The following is a 15771-nucleotide window of genomic DNA, read 5'->3' on the forward strand; positions in this document are numbered from 1 at the left end:
TCCATACCAATTGCGCGGGCGTTGCCTGCCGCCCCGAGGGGCGGCTGCTTTGCCGCGCCTCCCCTCGCCCGTTGCCTCGCGTCAGGCGAAGATCTTGCCGGGGTTGAAGATGTTCTGCGGATCGAGAGAACGCTTGACCTGCCGCATCAGATCCAGCGCGTCGCCGAGTTCGGCCTCGAGAAACGGCATCTTGCCCTGACCGATACCATGTTCGCCGGTGCAGGTTCCATCCATCGACAGCGCCCGCGCATTCAGCCGCTCGACGAAGGCCTCGGCCCGCGCCACGTCGACAGCGTCCTTGTCGTTAAACAGCAGGCCGACATGGAAGTTGCCGTCGCCCGCATGCCCGACGATCGGCGCCGTCAGACCGTGCGCCGCGATATCCTCATGGGTTGCCGCAACGCAATCGGCCAGCCGCGAGATCGGCACGCAGACATCCGTGGAGAGAATTGCCGCCCCGGGGATCAGGCTCTTCTGGGCCCAGTAGGCATTGTGCCGCGCCTTCCACAGCCGCGCCCGCTCTTCCGGGTTGGTCGTCCAGAGGAAACCGCTAGAGCCGAAATCGGACGCTATTTCGGCAAAGTGCCTCGATTGCATCTCGACGCTCTCGCTGTTGCCGTGGAATTCGACGAAAAGCGTCGGCGTCTCCTCATAGGATAGGCCGGAATAGTTGTTGCAGGCCTTCATTTGCAACGCGTCCAAAAGCTCGATGCGGGCAACCGGAATGCCCGACTGGATCGTCAGGATCACCGCGTTGCAGGCGTCCGCAATCGTCGGAAACGGGCATACGCCGCCGGAGATGACTTCCGGTATGCCCTGGAGCCGGAGCGTGATCGAGGTGATGATGCCGAGCGTGCCCTCGGCGCCGACGAACAGCCGGGTCAGGTCGTAACCGGCCGACGACTTGCGCGCCCGATGCGCGGTGCGCACCTCGCGCCCATCGGCTGTCACCACGGTCAGCGCCAGCACATTGTCCTTCATCGTGCCGTAGCGCACCGCATTGGTACCGGAGGCCCGCGTCGAGGCCATGCCGCCGATCGAGGCGTTGGCACCGGGATCGATCGGAAAGAACAGGCCGGTGTCGCGCAGATAGGTGTTCAACTCCTCGCGGGTGATACCCGGCTCGACCCGGCAGTCCAGATCTTCCGCGTTGACCTCGAGCACCCGGTTCATGCGCATCATGTCGACGGAGATGCCGCCGTTCGGCGCGTTGACGTGACCCTCGAGCGAGGATCCGGTGCCGAAGGGAATGAGCGGCACGGCATTCGCAGCGGCGATCGCGACGATCTCGCGCACCTCGTCGGCGCTTTCGGGGAAGACAACGCCATCGGGAAGCTGCGCCGGAATATAGGTGGTGGTGTGGGCATGCTGGGCGCGGATCGCCTCACCCGTCTGGAACCGATCGCCGAATCGGGCGGCAAGCTGCGCCTTAACGGTGTCGATCCCGGTTTCGTTTCTCGAGCCAGCTCTGATCGCCTTCAACGCCACGGAAAACGTCCCTTCTTCATGCCATTACAGCGCCGCGCGTCAAACATGACGCGCTAAGGACGCTGTAACACTTTAAACTTGCTGCATAATTCCTCAAATCGATTCCGATTTGAGGAATTATGCAGCAGCACCGCCCCGTTCCGACCTCAGGGAAGCGCTTTCATTTCAAGGCGCTACTGTGCAAATCGGAATCACTTTGTCCAGACGTTCACGCCGTCTCCGGCAGACTATCGCGTGAAAACGCCGGCGGTGAGACCTGAGTGTCACAAAGCTTTCGTTTTGCGGCGGATAACCCGCATCCATAATCTCCTCCTGAAATCGATTCCGAGGCCGGGACCGATGCAGTTGTTGCTGTCTGCCGACGACACCGGCCCGTCACAAGGTCCTGCCAAAGCGCCGGGCGGCCCTTTTCCCGGCGCCACTCGCGAAAGATGCGATTTCAGAGAAAACACCTATCGTTTGGCCGCCCTTGGCATATTATACTGAAGGACGGGAGGAGAAGGTCAAATGCTCGGTCTGCTCGCTTTGCTCACCGCCTCGGTATTCTTCGGCGCCGCCATCTACATCAACGTGGCCGAACACCCGGCAAGGCTTCACCTCGATGATCGCGCGGCCCTGGCCCAATGGGTGCCGGCCTACCGGCGAGGTTTCGAGATGCAGGCCTCGCTCGCAATCATCTCGGGCCTGCTCGGCGCTGCCGCATGGTGGCAGAGCGACAATCCGCTCTGGGGTCTAGGGGCAGCAATCATCATCCTGAACTGGCCCTACACGATGCTGTTGATCATGCCGGTCAATCAGCGTCTTGAGACAACGCGACTGGACGAGGTGAACGAGGAAACCCACGAGCTTCTCCTTCACTGGGGCAGGCTTCACGCCGGCCGGAGTGCGCTCGGCGCGATCGCGGCGGTAGTCTTTCTTGTCGCCGCCTGGCTCGGTCTTCAGGGTTAGGTTTTCTACAGCGCCGCGCGTCGAATATGACGCGCGGCGCTGTAACACTTTAAATTATGCAGTAGCGCGCCGTCATCGTTGGCGTCTTGATCGACGAGGGAGCGTCGTGGTCAGGCTCAGCGCGTTTCGAGCGCGGCTGCGGCTTCCATTTCCTCGTGCAGCTTGCGCTCCTCGTCCGCATGCGGCTTGGTAAGCCCGGCAATGACCAGATAGGCGACGGGCGTCAGGTAAAGCGTCACGACCACCGCAAGGCCGAGACCACCGACCAGCACCCAGCCGAGCGCAATGCGCGCCTCGGCACCGGCACCGCTCGCCATCACCAGCGGCACCGCGCCGACGATGGTGGCGATCATCGTCATCATCACCGGCCGCAGGCGAATGTTGGCGGCGTTCTCGATCGCCGTGCGCACGTCCTGGCCGCGGTCGCGCAGCTGGTTGGCGAATTCGACGATCAGGATGCCGTTCTTCGCCATGATGCCGACCAGCATCACCAGGCCGATCTGGCTGTAGATGTTGAGCGTGTTGCCGGTCAGGATCATCGCGAAGACGGCGCAGGCAAGCCCGAGCGGCACCGTCGCCATGATAATCAAGCCGCTGATGAAGCTTTCGAACTGCGCCGCCAGCACCAGGAAGATGATGACAAGGGCAAAGCCGAAGGTGACGATGAGGCCGTTGGCATTCTCGTTGAGGGTCGCAGCCTCGGCCAGCGGCATGATGCGCGAGCCCGGCGGCAAGAGCGGTTCTGCCATCTGCTCGACCATCGTCAGCGCTTCGCCGAGCGCCAGGTCGGATTTGAGTCCTGCCGAAAGCGATACGGCGCGAAGCTGGGATTCCCGCGACAGCTGCGGCGCCACAGCCGTTTCCTCGACGCTGGCGATGGTCGACATCGGCACGATCTTGCCGTCGCCGGCCTTGAGGAAGATGTTCTGCAGATCCGTCGGGTCGTTGACCGGGTTGGTCGAGGACAGAAGCTTGACCGGGTAGGACTCGCCGTCGACGAAGACGTCGACGACACTGTTGCCGTCGAGCATCGCCTGCAGCGCCCAGGCAAGGCCGCCGATATCGACGCCCATGTCGGAGGCGCGCTCGCGGTCGATGGTGATCGAAAGCTGCGCCTGGTTGGCCTCGTAGTTCAGCCGCACATTCTCGAAGCGTCCGGTGTCTTCCATCTGGCGCACGAGTTTTGCCGCGGCATCGCCGAGCTTGGTGTAGTCGTTGCCGACCAGCGCCACCTGCAGGCCGCTGCCGGCGCCGCGAATGCCAAGGCTGTTGGGCTGCATCGCAAACACCCGCACCGAGGGGATGCGCGCCGTCACCTTGTTGATCTCGGAGACGATCTGCTGCTGGCTGCGTTCGCGTTTTTCCCAGGGAGCAAGCGTCAGCACCATGAAGCCGCTATTGGCCGAGCCGCCCTGGCCGGAGATCGAAAAGATGTTGTCGATCTCGCCGGATTTGACCAGCGGCTGCAGCCCATCCTCGATCCGGCGCATCTGCGATTGCGCATATTCGAGCGATACGCCCTGCGGCGCGTTGATGCGCATCATCACCTGCGAGCGGTCCTCGCTCGGCGTCAGCTCCGATTTCAGCGTCATGAAGCCGACGCCGCCCATGGCGGTGAAGAAGGCGGCAACGACGAAGACGATCAGCGGCGCATTGAGGCCGCCGCGCAAGGTGACGCGGTAGAACTCGGATGCACGCGCGCCGAAGCGGCGCATCGGCCCCGGCTTCGCATGGTTTTCCTGCGTCAGCATGCGCGACGCCAGCATCGGGCAGAGCGTCAGCGACACGAAGGACGAAAGCAGGATCGAGAAGGCGAGCACGAAGCCGAACTCGCGGAAGAGACCACCGGTCTGCCCCGGCAGGAACGACAGCGGCACGAACACGGCCGCAAGCGTCGCCGTCGTCGCCAGCACGGCGAAGAACACTTCGAGCGTGCCGTGCACGGCCGCGGCCCGCGGGCCCAGCCCCTCGGCCCGTCGCCGCACGATGTTTTCCAGCACCACGATCGCGTCGTCGACCACGAGCCCCGTCGCCAGAACGATGGCGAGCAGCGTCAGGATGTTGATCGAGAAACCGGCCATGTAGATCGCCGCCACGGTGCCGATCAGCGCGATCGGCATGGTGATGGCCGGGATCAGCGTCGCACGCCAGTCGAGCAGGAACAGGTAGATGACGAGCGTGACGATGAAGATCGCCACACCCAGCGCGATCTCGACCTCGTGGATGGCGCCGTTGATGAACACCGCGTCGTCGCTGGTGATCTTGAGCTCGGTGCCCTCCGGCAGGATCTGCGTCTGGATCGTCTCGACGACCTTGCGCACGCCTTCGGAAATATCGACGGTGTTGGATTGCGCCTGGCGGATGATGCCGAGGCCGATGCCCTGGCGACCGTTGGAGCGAAGCGCCGTCGTGCCCGTATCCGGCCCAAGCGTCACAGTGCCGATGTCGCGCAGCCGGACATTGTTGACCAGGATCAGGTTTTCGAACTGCTCCGGCGTCTGCAGGTCGGCCGTCGCCCGCACCGAAATATCCTGGCTGGCGCTGGTCAGCTTGCCGGCCGGCACGTCATAGGAGGCGTTGGCAAGCGCCGTTCTGAGGTTTGCCACCGTCACCCCGCGCCCGGCAAGCTTGGCCTGGTCGAGGTCGATGCGGAAGATCTTTTCCTGGTCGCCGTAGACGGCAACGTCGGCGACCCCTTCGACGGCAGCCAGGCGGTCGCTGATCTCGTTTTCGACGAGCAGCGTCATGTCTTCCATCGACATGGTGTCGGAGGTCAGCGCCAGGCGCATGATCGGCTGGCTATCGGCGTCGGCCTTGACGATGCTCGGCTCGTCGACATCCTCAGGCAACTGGTTGCGCACGCGGCCGAGCGCGTCGCGGATATCATTGGCGGCCTGGCCGATGTCGGTGGTGTCGGAGAATTGCAGCGTCACCCGGCTGCGGCCGAAGGACGAGGTCGAGGAGATATCCTTGATGCCCTGAACGCGCGACACCGCACCTTCGACCACCGAGGTGACCTCCCGGTCCATGGTCTCGGGCGCAGCGCCATCGAGCGTCGTCGTTACCGAAATGACCGGCTGGTCGACCTGCGGCAACTCGCGGATCTCGATGCCGTTCCAGGCCGCAAGGCCGGCAACGACGATCAGCGTATTGACCACAAGGGCGAAGATCGGCCGGCGGATGAAAAGTGCGGTGAAGCCGGTCTTGCCGGCCTCGCGCGCGGTCTGGTGGCCCGGTTCCTTCGCGCCGCTCACTTCACCTCCTCCGCGACCTTCTGCGCGGCATCGCGGCGCTCGCGCCCGGCGATGCGGACCTCGCCGCCGTCGCGCAATCGTTGCACGCCTTCGGTGACGACTTCGTCGCCTTCGCTCAAGGCCGCATCGACCAGCACCTTGTCGGGGTTGCGCTGGATGATCTTGACCGAAACTTTTTCGCTCTTGTCGCCATTGACGCGCCAGACATAGGAGCCTTCCGAACTCCACTGGATGGCGAGCGGATCGACGGTCGGATAGGTGTCGCCATCGAAAGCCATGGTGACGGAGAAGGACATGCCGGCGCGCAGCGTGTCGTCAGGGTTTTCCAGCCGCGCGCGCACGCGCAGCGTGCGGCTTGCCTGGTCCAGGCGGTTGTCGATGGCGTGGATGACGCCGTCGAGCTGGCTGCCGGGCTGGGCGATGGCGTGCGCCGTCACCGGTTGGCCGACGACGATCTTGTTGGCAAAGCGCTCCGGTACCCAGAAGTCGACGAGGATTTCCGAACGGTCGTCGACCACCGCGATCGGCGTCGTCGTGGTGACGTAGTCGCCGACATTGACGGTGATGATGCCGACGACACCCTTGGAAGGCGCGACGATATCGCGACGCTTGAGGTCGAGCTCGGCGGTCTTGAGTGCCAGTTCGGCCGCCTGCATGGCGATTTCGGCGTCGCGCACTTCGACGGCGGTCATCGCGCGTGCGTTGCTCAGATTGCGGTAACGCTCGGTCTTTTCCTTCGCGCTGTCGCGCGTCAGCCGCGCCTGGTCGGCGGCAATCTTCTGGTCGTCGCTGTCGAGCCTGGCGATCACCTGGCCCTGGGATACCTTGTCGCCGGAGCGCACGAGAATTTCGGTCAGGTTGCCGGTGGCCGTCGGCGTCACGGTGACGGAATGGATCGCCTCGCCATTGCCGATCGCGTTCAGCCGGTCGTTGACGACGGATGTCGCCGACGGGCGCACCACGACGAGGATGGCGTCATTGCCGCCCTGCCTGCGTCCGCCATTGCTCTGGCCGCCTTCGCCGCCGGCGCCGCCTTCCTGCTTGGAAATGGCATCGATGAATGGATGCGAGACACCGATCGCAGCCAGCGTTTCGCCTGCTCCGGGCACGAACCGCACCCAGACGCCGGCACCCACCAAAAGCACAACGGCGCTCACCGCCAGCTGTTTCCAAACCCGCATTCATGTCTCCAAATATGCAAAGCGCGCTCCTGCGCGGCACGCGCCGGCGGAACGTTCCGATTTGCCCTGAGTATCGTTGTTCGGACCTTTGGGGGCAACGGCGGAATGCCATCATTACGCAATTGTAATAAAAGCGAATTTGTTGGCGGCATGATGACGTGCGGGCCATTATCGCACCGGCAGCCGCGACCACCGCGCTATTCCCCAGAAATGCACTAGACAATCGCCGTTTACAGCCACTGCCACTAAGGTATCCTGCAACCGCCGACAGCCATTGCCACTCGGTTTCGACCGGTTCTTGAGAGGGGAGCAAAGACATGTGCGATGCGTGCGTCATGGAATCCGTAAAGCAGAAAATGTTGTCCCGCCGCAGCTTCTTCAAGGCAGCAGCCGTCGGAACGGCCGGGATCGCGGCGGCAAGTGCTGGCATCGCCCCACCGGCGCTCGCCCAGGGCCACACCGGCGTCACCGATCTCACCCACGAACTCTACGAGGAATTCCCGACCTTCTTCGGCCAGCAGCAATTCTTCCGCGAGCAAAAATTCAACTACGCCAAGGACAAGTTCAACCTGTTCGAACTCAGGGTGAACGAGCATACCGGCACCCATGTCGATGCGCCGCTGCATTTTTCGGCCGATGGGTTGTCGGTCGCCGAGCTGCCGGTCGAAAAGCTGGTCGTGCCGCTGTGCGTCGTCGACATTCGCCAGAAGGCATCCACCGACGCCGATGCGCAAGTGACGCCCGACGACATCAAGGCCTGGGTCGCCGCCAATGGTGATATTCCGGAGAACGCCTGCGTTGCCATGCTCTCGGGTTGGGACACCCATCTCGGCACCGACAAGTTCCGCAACGCCGATGGCGGCGGCAAGCTGCATTTTCCCGGCTTCCACGTCGAGGCGGCGAAGTATCTGCTGGAGGAAACCAAGGCGGCCGGCATCGCCGTCGACACGCTTTCGCTCGACCACGGCGCCTCGCCCGATTTCGCCACCCATTATGCCTGGCTGCCGGAAGGCCGCTGGGGGCTGGAGGCGGCTGCCAACCTCGACAAGGTGCCGGCCAAGGGCGCCACTCTCGTCCTCGGCGCTCCGAAACATCGCGGCGGCACCGGCGGCCCGGCCCGCGTCTTTGCGCTCGTCTAAACCTTCGCCTGCCGATCCGGCGGCTCTCGGTCGCCGGAAGCATCCCATGACGCATCCCCTTTCGGAGAGACCATGAGCACCATCGCCCCGCCCGCCAATCCGGAATCAGACCCGCGCGTCAAGGCGGTGTTCGACGACATCCGCGCCACCCGCAAATCGGATTTCATCAACAATATGTGGCTGTGGCTGGCCTTCGATGCCGACCTGCTGGAGCAGACCTGGCGCGACGTCAAGGCGGTGATGGCAACGCCCTCCGCACTCGATCCGCTGGTCAAGGAAATGCTCTACATCGCCGTTTCCGTCAGCAATGGCTGCGGCTACTGCGCCCATTCCCATACGGCCGCCGCCAGAGCCAAGGGCATGACTGACGCCGAGCACGCCGATCTCTTGCGGGTGATCTCGCTTGCCGCCAGAACCAACCAGCTGGCAACCGCATTGCAGGTGCCGGTGGACGCCGCCTTCGACCGGACGGCCTGATGGCGGGTGGGCGGAGAATGAGCGGCTTCGAAATCGCCTGTCTTTCCACAGGCTTGGTGCGGCTGGCGCAGAAAACGGAATAAAAGAAGAACATCCTTTCTGGCCTTTCGCCTCCGAATCACTACATTGAGCCGCATGATGAGTGGTTTCGACGACATTCCCTTCTTCGACGAAGAGCCGGCCCCGCGCAAGCAGGCACCGGCAACGGGCGGCATCGCCGCGCGCGCCATGGCGGCCCGCGACCGCCAGCAGCGCCCGGATTATCTCTCCGGCCTCAACCCGGAGCAGTCCGAAGCGGTCGAGTCGCTGGATGGCCCGGTGCTTGTTCTCGCTGGCGCCGGCACCGGCAAGACCCGCGTGCTGACCACCCGCATCGCCCATATTCTTTCCACCGGCCGCGCCTTCCCCTCGCAGATCCTCGCCGTGACCTTCACCAACAAGGCGGCGCGCGAGATGAAGGAGCGCATCGGCGTGCTTGTCGGCCATGCGGTCGAGGGCATGCCCTGGCTCGGCACCTTCCACTCGATCGGCGTCAAGCTGTTGCGTCGCCACGCCGAACTCGTGGGCTTACGCTCCGACTTCACCATTCTCGACACCGACGACGTCGTCAGATTGATCAAGCAGATCATCCAGGCCGAAGGTCTGGACGACAAGCGCTGGCCGGCCAAGCAGTTCGCCGGCATGATCGACGGCTGGAAGAACAAGGGCCTCGACCCGGCGCAGATCCCCGAGGGCGACGCCCGCGCCTTTGCCAACGGCAAGGGCCGCGAGCTCTACGCCGCCTACCAGAACCGCCTGCGCACGCTCAACGCCTGCGACTTCGGCGACCTGCTGCTGCACCCGATCCGCATGTTCCGCACCAATCCGGATGTGCTGAAGGACTATCACGACAAGTTCCGCTACATCCTCGTCGACGAGTATCAGGACACCAACACCGCGCAGTACATGTGGCTCCGGCTCCTGGCGCAACGGCCAAAGCCGTCGACCGCCGCCACCCATCCAGGCGAAGCCCGAGCCAGCCAAGGCGGCGTTTCATCCGGTCAAGCGGCGCATAGCGGCGAGAATACCTTTGTCGTACGCGACCCCTCCTCTGGAGATGTACGGGAAAGCTCCACGACGAAGCGGGCGCGCGTGGATGCTAGAGGCCCCACACAACAGATTAACATCTGCTGCGTCGGCGACGACGACCAGTCGATCTATGGCTGGCGCGGCGCGGAAGTGGACAACATTCTGCGCTTCGAAAAGGATTTCCCCGGCGCCAAGGTGATCAAGCTCGAGCGCAACTACCGCTCGACCGAGCATATTCTCGGCGCCGCCGCCCATCTGATCGCCCACAACGAGGGGCGGCTGGGCAAGACGCTGTTTACCGAACGCACCGATCCGGACGACGAGAAAGTGCAGGTGCACGCCGCCTGGGATTCCGAAGAAGAAGCCCGCGCCGTCGGCGAGGAAATCGAACAGCTGCAGCGCAAGAGCCACAAACTCAACGACATGGCGATCCTGGTGCGCGCCTCGTTCCAGATGCGCGAATTCGAAGAGCGTTTTATTACTCTAGGGCTTAACTATCGCGTGATTGGAGGGCCGCGCTTCTACGAGCGGCTCGAGGTTCGCGATGCTGTTGCCTACATGCGCGTTCTAGTAAACCCGTCAGATGACCCCGCATTCGAACGCATTGTGAATACTCCCAAGCGTGGGCTAGGCGACGCAACGATCAGTACCCTCTATCAATTCGCACGAACTCGGGGCGTCCCAATGCTGGCGGCAGCCTCCGAGATCATCGAGACCGACGAGCTGAAGCCGAAGGCTCGCAAGGGGCTGTTCGACGTCGTCGCCGATTTCCGCCGCTGGCAGAGCCTGCTCGAAACCACGCCGCACACCGAACTTGCCGAGCAGATCCTCGACGAGAGCGGCTACACCGCGATGTGGCAGAACGACAAATCGGCCGAAGCGCCGGGTCGGCTCGAAAACCTCAAGGAACTCATCCGCTCGATGGAAGCCTTCGAGAGCCTGCGCGGCTTCCTCGAGCACGTCTCGTTGGTGATGGACGCCGAGCAGAACGAAAATCTCGATGCCGTGTCGATCATGACGCTGCATTCGGCCAAGGGGCTGGAGTTCGACACGGTCTTCCTGCCCGGCTGGGAGGAAGGCCTGTTTCCGCACCAGCGCGCTCTCGACGAGGGCGGCCGCTCCGGCCTCGAGGAAGAACGGCGCCTCGCCTATGTCGGCATCACCCGGGCAAAACACCGCTGCCACATCTGGTTCGTCTCCAACCGCCGCATCCATGGCCTGTGGCAATCGACCATGCCCTCGCGCTTCCTCGACGAGCTGCCGATCACCCATGTCGAAGTCGCCGAAACCGAGCAGTCCTATGGCGGCTACGGCCGCGGCGGCTATGGCCAGTCACGCTTCGACAAGGCCGATCCGTTCCAGAACAACTATTCCACCCCCGGCTGGAAGCGCGCCCAGCAGCACCGCTCGGACGCGACACGCGACAACTGGGGCTCGCGCTCCGGCCACGCCGTCGAGCGCATCGGCTACGGCGAAAGCGGCCCGCGCAGCCGCACCATCGACGGCGAGCTGGTGGCGAAATCCACCAGCACCGAGCCCTCACGCTTCACCGTCGGCGACCGCGTCTTCCACATGAAGTTCGGCAACGGCAACATCGCGGCGATCGAAGGCAACAAGCTGACGATCGACTTCGACAAGGCCGGGCAGAAGCGCGTGCTCGACGGGTTCGTCGAGAAGGTGTGAGTGGGTAAAGCCCTCGGCGGCTATCGGCCGCCCTACAGGTGCTCGACGCGAAGACGCCCGCCCCAATGGTCGTTCAGGTATTCGCAGACGAGGCTGCGGTGGCAGCGGTGCGGCTTGTCCTCGGCGCAGAGCAGGCAGGCGCCCTGCAGCGCCTCCGGCTTGACGTGCTGCTCGACCTTGCGCTCCGCCATGAGATCGAGAAAGTCTCGCGAAAAGGTCTTCCAGTCGCCCTTGTCGGTCTTGTAGGCCTTCATGATCGCCTCGGTGGGCGCGAAGAGCGGCTGGTGCACATAGTCAATGCCGCCGATCCGTTTCAGGAAGAAGGCAAGGTCATTGGCCTTGGCGAAGCCGGCAAGCTGCGAGGTGTTGTGCAGACGCACATCGACAACCGTCTTGACACCGGCCTTCTGCAGGCGATCGAAGAAATCTTCGGCCGATGACTTGGTGAAGCCGATCGTCGAAACCTGCACGTTCTCCATGGCGCTCACCCCAGTTGCCCACTGTCACACAGCCCCGGCGAAGCTGAAGCCTAGACCATCTTGCGGTAGACGATAAAGCCCGAACGCTCCGCCACCTTGTCGTAAAGTGCCATCGCGGTGGCGTTGGTCTCGTGCGTCTGCCAGTAGACGCGCGGCGAGCCTGCCGCTTGCGCCGCCGCATAGACGCCTTCGATCAAGGCCGCGCCGACGCCCTTGCCCCGCACAGCTTCACTGGTGAAGAGATCCTGAAGGTAGCAATTGGGGTGGATGGACGTCGTGCTGCGGTGGAAGAGATAATGCGTCAGCCCGACGAGCCGGCCTTCGCTTTCGGCCACCAGCGCATGCATCGGCTCGTAAGCATCGAAGAAGCGCGACCAGGTCATCGCGGTAATGGCGGGATCGAGCGCCGTTGCACCGGAGCGACCATAAAAGGCGTTGTAGCCATCCCAGAGCGGCAGCCACTGCTCGTAGTCGCCGCGGGCAAGCGGGCGGATGCGAACTGCGTCGGTCATGTCTCTATCCTGCTCTTTGGCGGCGAATATGGCTTCGCTCCCAGCATCTGCGAATTGTGCGCGCAGCACATCTTTGAGACTGACTTTTCCCCTGCAAATTGAAATATTACACTCACCTAATGTAATTGCGAAATGCCTGTCTCAACAATCAAAATGCGAGCGGCGACATGTCTTGGACAAGCACGACACATTGGTTGGCGGAACTGGGCCTGACAGAAGCGCGCGAGGCCGATCGGCAAGGCATACTGGTCGCCAATCTGGCGGCAGCCGTTATTGCAGTCTCGTCGAGTGGTTTCGCTGTCATCTACGCACTCTTCCAGCAACCAAGCCTGCAGGGTTTGGTGGTTTGCAATGTTCTGCTCGCGACCGCTGCCACCATCACACCTCTGTTCCATCGGTTTGGAAAGAGAGCATCGGCACTCTGGGAGTTCACCATATGTGCCGTGGCACTCACGGTCGTCAGTGCGCATCTCGGCCGGGACTCCGGGGTTTTATTCAATCTTCTGGGCGTCACACCCGTCGCATTTGCAATATTGGGCCTGGACCATTGGCGGATGGTCGCCAGCCTCGGCCTCCTCACCGCCATTGTGATCATCGTGGGAGGCATCGCCTTTCCGACGCCACTGCCCGGTATCTATGCCGACGAGAGCTTCCTCCAGCTCGTCAACGCCTCTGCGATCCTGACCGTCACCCTTCTGATGTTCGCGACCATGCACTATGCCCTCACGCTGGCGCGCGATGCCCAGATGCGTCTGAGCAATCTCATGTTGTCGATCATGCCCGCCGAGATCGTCGACCAGTTGCGCAGAGATGACCACGCCGCCACGATCAGGAAATTCGATACGGCTGCGGTGCTGCTCATCGATATCGTGCAGTTCGTCAGGCTTTCCAACGAGCTCGGTCCGGAACGGACGGTCGCGCTGCTCGACGATTTCTTCTCGCAGCTCGACGCGGCATCAGCCTGGTTCGGCGTCGAGAAGATCAAAACGATCGGCGACGCCTATCTGGCCGCAGCGGGCGTACCAAGCGCCCATCCCAATAGCGTAGAGGCAGCCGCCGGCTTCGGCTTCCTCGCGTTCGAGATCGCCGAAAATGTCGGCAGGACGCACGGGGTCGTGCTGCATTTGCGCATCGGCATGGCCTCGGGATCCGTCACTGCCGGAGTGCTGGGCCGCACCCGCTATGCCTACGACATCTGGGGAGCACCGGTGAACCTTGCGGCACGGCTCGAAGCGATCGGCCACGCCGGGTGCATCGTCACGACGCGCGACGTCAAGGCCGCCCTCGACGGCAAATTCGCGTTTGAAGCCGGCGAAATCACCAACATCAAGGGATTTGGCGATACGGAAACATGGCGCATGAGCCTACAGCGCCGCGCGTCTATTTAGACGCGCAAAGGTCGCTGTAACACTTTGAGTTGCTGCATAATTCCTTAAATCGATTCCGATTTAAGGAATTATGCAGTAGCCCGCTAGCAGCGGACTTCGCCCCTTGCGGCACGTTGCCGCCGCCGGCAGTGTCAGGCGCCCGGCGCAAATCCACGAAGCGGCGCAGCGATCTGGCGGTCGCTGACCCGGACGGTCAGGCGGCACCCGGCATGGCGACCTCATCTCTTGCCATCACATTGATGATCTCATCGACGCCGGTCAGGATCGCGTCGCCCATGAAGGCGATGTTGTCCATCGAGCGCTCGCCCGCCTCATGGTGTCCGGCACCGCAGGCGTCGCGGATAACGATCGGCACAAGCCCAAGGTCGGCGCCATGGCGCACGGTCGGGTCGATGCCGATCTCTGTGGCGATGCCGCAGATGGCAAACGAGGTCAGTCCGAGATCGCGCAGGATGATGGCCAGTGGTGTGCCCTCGAAGGCCGAAAACGTAATCTTGTCCAGGATCGCTTCGCCCTCGCGCGGCGCCAGTTCCGGCACCAGCTCGAAGCCCGGCGTGCCGCGCAGGAACCAGGGCTTCACCGCATCAGGATCATCCGTGCGCTGCCAGGCCATCGCCTGGCGCAACTGGAACGCGCCCATCAGCGGTTTCGGCATCGACAGGTGCCGCAGAAAGATGACGGGATAGCCGCCGGCCGGTGCCGTCTCCAGAACCTTCAGCACCTCAGCCAGGATCGCCGGGCCATTCTTGACCTGGTTGGCGATCCCCACCTGCATGTCGTAGACGACCAGCGCCATCCGGTCCGGCCGGCAAAAATCGGCAAGCGTTTTCCCAATTTCCAGTGAAACTGCCATCATTCCCCCTTCCGGCCCCCTCCTCAGGCGGCCGTCCCACGCTTCAATCAAGCACCGGCAATGTGGCGCGGCGGTTCCAAGGTTTCAATACGGCCGGCAGCAGATGATGGCAGGCAAGACCTTAGGCAGCACCGTTCTTCATATAGGACTGGATCAGCGTCTGGATCTCACCCTTGACCTTGTAGATATCCGACACGCGATCGACGTCGAAGCGCGTGCCATTCTTGTCCGCGTCAAAAACGGTCAGGAATTTTGTCTTCGAATTGAAGTGCAGGCGCAGGATCGGTTTCCGATTGTTATCATCGAAATTAATGCCGCAGTAGGACTTCTGATCGCGCATGACTATCCGGGAAATGTCAGCAAATTCTGCTCCTATCGCGCGCACAATGTTGAAACCATCGACCTCCTCCTGCGTCGTTTCAACCGCATCTTCGTCCGCGTCTTTAAGTTCTGGTGCCGAAGTCGGACTTGCCGCCGGGATACTGACGCTATCGTTGAAAGCAGCGGTCAATTTGCGCTGAATCTTCTGACGAACCAAATCGTCAAATGCTCGCTTAATGATTGGTTTGAATTCGGTGACAACGGCCGCCGTGAGTTTGCCATCATAAATATTCTTCGAGATCAACCGCACGAATTCATCGTCGGGTTCGTTGAATTGGGCCTCGATACAACTAATGGCCGCCTTCATACGCTTCAACGTATTGGCAGAGCTCTTGATGTCTTCAATTGAGAAGCGGTCCTTGTGAAATTTCTCCAACTCGCGCAGATCGTTCTCGTCGTAGTCGAAAAGATCGAATTTGAAGAACGGATTGATGTCCAGTTTGTTCGGCGCATCAAGGTCTGTAAAGAACCAGATTTGAATGCCATTCGTGAGGATCGCAATCGAGCAATCGGTTGTCGAGAAATAGCGGTAAAGTTGGCTGTATTGTGCATCCGAAAGGTTGGCACTCACTGCCTTCGCTTCGACAATGTACTGGATTTTGCCGTCCAGCTTGACCGCGTAATCTACCTTTTCACCCTTTTTGAGCCCGACATCTGCAACGAATTCCGGGATAATCTGCGTGGGGTCGAACACATCAAAACCAAGCGTCCGCAAGAAGGGCATGACCAGCGCGTTCTTCGTTGCCTCTTCCGTTAGCGCAATTGTCTGCGCCGATACCGCCCGCTTCGAAAGTTCGGTTACCTGTTCTTTGAATGACATGCCGCTTTCCCCTCGATAGCGTCTGCCCGAATTAAACTCAGGAACGAGTTACACTGCAAATACCCACAATCATTGATTGATTCCCGCTGACTTGCAAGCC

General features: G+C 62.2%; 12 protein-coding genes. 5 read left to right on the top strand and 7 right to left on the bottom strand.

The genetic code is table 11. The features are described from left to right. Nucleotides 1-81: 81 nt before the first annotated feature. Nucleotides 82-1488 carry an FAD-binding oxidoreductase gene (locus BC360_RS01695; RefSeq protein WP_065786826.1) on the bottom strand — a complete coding sequence of 469 codons (1407 nt, stop codon included), beginning with the start codon at nucleotides 1486-1488 and terminating at the stop codon, nucleotides 82-84. Nucleotides 1489-1995: 507 nt separating this feature from the next. Between BC360_RS01695 and BC360_RS01700 the strand changes: the two genes are divergently transcribed. Next, nucleotides 1996-2436 carry a DUF1772 domain-containing protein gene (locus BC360_RS01700; protein WP_065786825.1) on the top strand — a complete coding sequence of 147 codons (441 nt, stop codon included), beginning with the start codon at nucleotides 1996-1998 and terminating at the stop codon, nucleotides 2434-2436. 116 nt (nucleotides 2437-2552) lie between these two features. Here BC360_RS01700 and BC360_RS01705 read toward each other — a convergent pair whose 3' ends face one another. Together BC360_RS01705 and BC360_RS01710 are read right to left on the bottom strand one after the other, a co-directional pair. Then, a complete protein-coding gene (locus tag BC360_RS01705; RefSeq protein WP_065786824.1) occupies nucleotides 2553-5690 on the bottom strand; it encodes an efflux RND transporter permease subunit in 3138 nt (1045 codons plus the stop codon). Further along, nucleotides 5687-6871: an efflux RND transporter periplasmic adaptor subunit gene (locus BC360_RS01710; RefSeq protein WP_065794013.1), complete on the bottom strand. Its 1185-nt coding sequence runs from the start codon at nucleotides 6869-6871 to the stop codon at nucleotides 5687-5689. Before BC360_RS01710 ends, BC360_RS01705 begins: the two co-directional genes overlap by 4 nt. A 317-nt stretch (nucleotides 6872-7188) precedes the next feature. Between BC360_RS01710 and BC360_RS01715 the strand changes: the two genes are divergently transcribed. The 3 genes from BC360_RS01715 (at nucleotide 7189) to BC360_RS01725 (ending at nucleotide 11238) form a co-directional block, all read left to right on the top strand. After that, complete coding sequence (locus BC360_RS01715; RefSeq protein ID WP_065794014.1) at nucleotides 7189-8010, top strand: cyclase family protein; 822 nt, start codon at nucleotides 7189-7191, stop codon at nucleotides 8008-8010. Between the two features lie 72 nt (nucleotides 8011-8082). Continuing rightward, nucleotides 8083-8487: a carboxymuconolactone decarboxylase family protein gene (locus tag BC360_RS01720; protein WP_065786821.1), complete on the top strand. Its 405-nt coding sequence runs from the start codon at nucleotides 8083-8085 to the stop codon at nucleotides 8485-8487. 135 nt (nucleotides 8488-8622) lie between these two features. Next, the gene (locus BC360_RS01725; RefSeq protein ID WP_065794015.1) at nucleotides 8623-11238 is read left to right on the top strand and encodes an ATP-dependent helicase; all 2616 of its coding nucleotides are present in this window, start codon (nucleotides 8623-8625) and stop codon (nucleotides 11236-11238) included. A gap of 32 nt (nucleotides 11239-11270) precedes the next feature. On the opposite strand, the gene BC360_RS01730 is transcribed toward BC360_RS01725, so the two are convergent. Together BC360_RS01730 and BC360_RS01735 are read right to left on the bottom strand one after the other, a co-directional pair. Further along, nucleotides 11271-11717: a DUF488 family protein gene (locus BC360_RS01730; RefSeq protein ID WP_065786819.1), complete on the bottom strand. Its 447-nt coding sequence runs from the start codon at nucleotides 11715-11717 to the stop codon at nucleotides 11271-11273. Nucleotides 11718-11767: 50 nt separating this feature from the next. After that, nucleotides 11768-12229 carry a GNAT family N-acetyltransferase gene (locus tag BC360_RS01735; protein ID WP_065794268.1) on the bottom strand — a complete coding sequence of 154 codons (462 nt, stop codon included), beginning with the start codon at nucleotides 12227-12229 and terminating at the stop codon, nucleotides 11768-11770. A 167-nt stretch (nucleotides 12230-12396) separates the two neighbouring features. Here BC360_RS01735 and BC360_RS01740 point away from each other — a divergent pair, with 167 nt between their 5' ends. Next, nucleotides 12397-13617 carry an adenylate/guanylate cyclase domain-containing protein gene (locus BC360_RS01740; RefSeq protein WP_139109876.1) on the top strand — a complete coding sequence of 407 codons (1221 nt, stop codon included), beginning with the start codon at nucleotides 12397-12399 and terminating at the stop codon, nucleotides 13615-13617. Between the two features lie 193 nt (nucleotides 13618-13810). Here the strand turns inward: BC360_RS01740 and BC360_RS01745 are convergent, their stop codons facing one another. Further along, on the bottom strand, nucleotides 13811-14473 hold the full coding sequence (locus tag BC360_RS01745; RefSeq protein WP_065794017.1) for a cysteine hydrolase family protein: 663 nt from the start codon (nucleotides 14471-14473) through the stop codon (nucleotides 13811-13813). 118 nt (nucleotides 14474-14591) lie between these two features. Then, entirely contained in the window at nucleotides 14592-15671 is a 1080-nt protein-coding gene (locus tag BC360_RS01750) for a type I restriction endonuclease (RefSeq protein WP_065794018.1), read from the bottom strand. Nucleotides 15672-15771 lie beyond the last annotated feature (100 nt).

It is taken from the genome of Ensifer sp. LC163 (genome assembly GCF_001695855.1).
Taxonomy (GTDB): domain Bacteria; phylum Pseudomonadota; class Alphaproteobacteria; order Rhizobiales; family Rhizobiaceae; genus Ensifer.